Source organism: Variovorax sp. 20P10.2.4 (genome assembly GCF_058244205.1).
Genome location: NZ_JBZAYE010000893.1, coordinates 1 through 2364 on the forward strand (window position 1 = coordinate 1; position 2364 = coordinate 2364).

The 2364-nt window shown below is 67.9% G+C and carries 2 protein-coding genes; both read right to left on the bottom strand.

Annotation, left to right across the window (positions count from 1 at the left end; all coding sequences use genetic code 11):
- Nucleotides 1-126: 126 nt before the first annotated feature.
- The gene (locus AC27VN_RS39075) at nucleotides 127-1779 is read right to left on the bottom strand and encodes a PqiB family protein (RefSeq protein ID WP_093342013.1); all 1653 of its coding nucleotides are present in this window, start codon (nucleotides 1777-1779) and stop codon (nucleotides 127-129) included.
- Nucleotides 1776-2364 (bottom strand): paraquat-inducible protein A (locus tag AC27VN_RS39080; protein WP_490880151.1); only part of this gene is annotated, 589 nt, incomplete at its 5' end. The genes AC27VN_RS39075 and AC27VN_RS39080, both read right to left, overlap by 4 nt.

The window sequence follows — 2364 nt, forward strand, 5'->3', positions numbered from 1 at the left end:
CGGCGATCTGGTCCGCGGGCACGCTGCTCGCGAGGGTGTAGTAGCTGTCGGGCTTGCTCGCGCAGCCCGCGGCGAGCGCGGCCAGCACGGCGATGCCGGCGAGAAGGGTTCGGCTGTGCGTCTTCGTCATTTCTTGTCGTCCGGTTTGCCGCGCAGCAGCGATTCGGGATGGCGTTCGAGGTAGTCGGTCAGCACGCGCACCGAACCGGCGGCGCGCGTGAGCTCCTGCAGCATCTGGCGCGTGTCCTGCTGCAGCGGCGAGTCGTCGGCCAGCGTGCGTTCGGCCGAGTTCACGGTCTTGCGCACGTCCTTCATGGCCGCGGCCAGCTCGGGCGTCACGTCGTTGTTGATGCGGCTCACCGTCTGCTCGGTGGCGGTCAGCGTCTTGTTGAGCGTGGCCAGCGTGGTGCGCAGGTCCTGCGCGATCTGCTCGTAGGGCACCTTGTTGAGCTTGCTCGCGATCTCCTGCACCTGCGACTGGATCTCGTCGAGGCTGTTGGCCATGGTCGGCAGCTCGATCGGGCTCTTGGTCAGGTCGATCTTTGCGGGCGGCGCCTTCGGGAAGAAGTCGAGCGCGACATAGACCGAGCCCGTGATCAGGTTGCCGTTGCGCAGCTGCGCGCGCAGGCCCTTCTCGGTGAGGAAGCGCAGGCGCTCCTGCTGCGAGAAGCGCGGCTCCTTCTCGTTCGTGCGATCGACGCTGCGGCGGCGCAGCCGGTCGGGATAGATCTGCACCAGCACCGGCATGCGGAACTCGCGCTCGGCGCGGTCGAACTCGACGCCGATCGACTTGACTTCGCCGATCACCACGCCGCGGAAGTCGACCGGCGCGCCCGGCACCAGGCCGCGCAGCGACTGGTTGAAGTACATCAGCAGGGTCTGCGAGGGGCCGTCGGGCTCCTTCATCGCGGTGACCTCGTCGGGCGCGAGCATGAAGGCGGTGTTCTCCTTCGCGAGCGGGCCCATGGCGTCTTCGGGCGCCTGGAACGCGATGCCGCCGAGCAGGATGGTCGCAAGCGACTGGGTGCGCAGCGTGAAGCCGCTGGCACTGAGCTGGGCATCGATGCCGCTGGCCTGCCAGAAGCGCGTGTTGACGCCGACGAACTTGTCGTAGGGCGCGTTGACGAACACGCGCAGCGTCACGCCGCGGCCGTCGCCGTCGAGCTCGTAGGCCGCCACCTGCCCCACCTTGATGCGGCGGAAGTACACGGGCGAACCGACGTCGAGCGAGCCGATGTCGGCGGCGCGCAGCAGGAACTGCTGGCCCGAGTCGTCGCGCGTGACGATCGGCGGCGCCTCCAGGCCCTTGAATTCGCCCGAGGTTTCCTTCGACACGCCCGCGTCGGCGCCGATGTAGGCGCCCGACAGCAGCGTGTTCAGGCCCGAGATGCCCGAGGTGTCGAGCCGCGGCCGCACGACCCAGAAGCGCGAGTCTTCGGAAGTGAAGCCCTCGGCCTCCTTGTTGAGCTGCACCAGCACGCGCACGTGCGAGCGGTCGCGCGCCAGGCGCAGGCTCTGCACCAGGCCGATCTGCACGTCCTTGTACTTGACGGCGGTCTTGCCGGCCTCCAGGCCCTCGGCGGTCTTGAAGGTCAGCACGATCTCGGGGCCGCGCTCCATCAGGATGCGCGCCACCAGCATCACGCCGACCAGCGCGGCCACGATCGGGATCAGCCAGATCAGCGAGGGCAGCCACTCGCGGCGGCGCTTGACCTGCGGCCTCGGCAATGGCGGCGCGGACGGCGCCGGTCGGTCTTGCGGTTGTTCTTCTTCACTCATGCTGCTTGTTCTTCCCTGTTCTCGAAATTCTCTTGCACGGCCTGTGCCTGCTTGCTGTCCCAGGTGAGCTTCGGATCGAAGCTCAGCGAGGCCAGCATGGTCAGCACCACCACCGAGCCGAAGGCCGCGATGCCCACGCCCGCGGTGATCACCGCGAAGCCCTGGATCTGCACCAGCCCGGTCAGGAGCGACACCACGAACACGTCGAGCATCGACCAGCGGCCGATGATCTCGATGATGTGATAGAGCTTGGCCCGCTCGTGCTGCCGCCAGGTGCTGCCGCGCTGAGCCATCACCACGAGCAGGAACAGCACCGCCAGCTTGAACAGCGGCACCAGGAAGCTCGCGATGAAGACGATGGCCGCGAGCCCGTAGGCGCCCGAGACCCAGAAATAGATCACCCCGCTGAGGATGGTGTCGTACTGCGCGCCGAACAGCGTGCGCGTGATCATCACCGGCAGCAGGTTGGCCGGGATGTACATGATGCAGGCCGCGATCAGGAAGGCCCAGGTGCGCGTGAGGCTCTGCGGCTTGCGCGTGTGCAGGTGCGTGCCGCAGCGCCCGCAGGCGTCGCCCTCCTGCGCG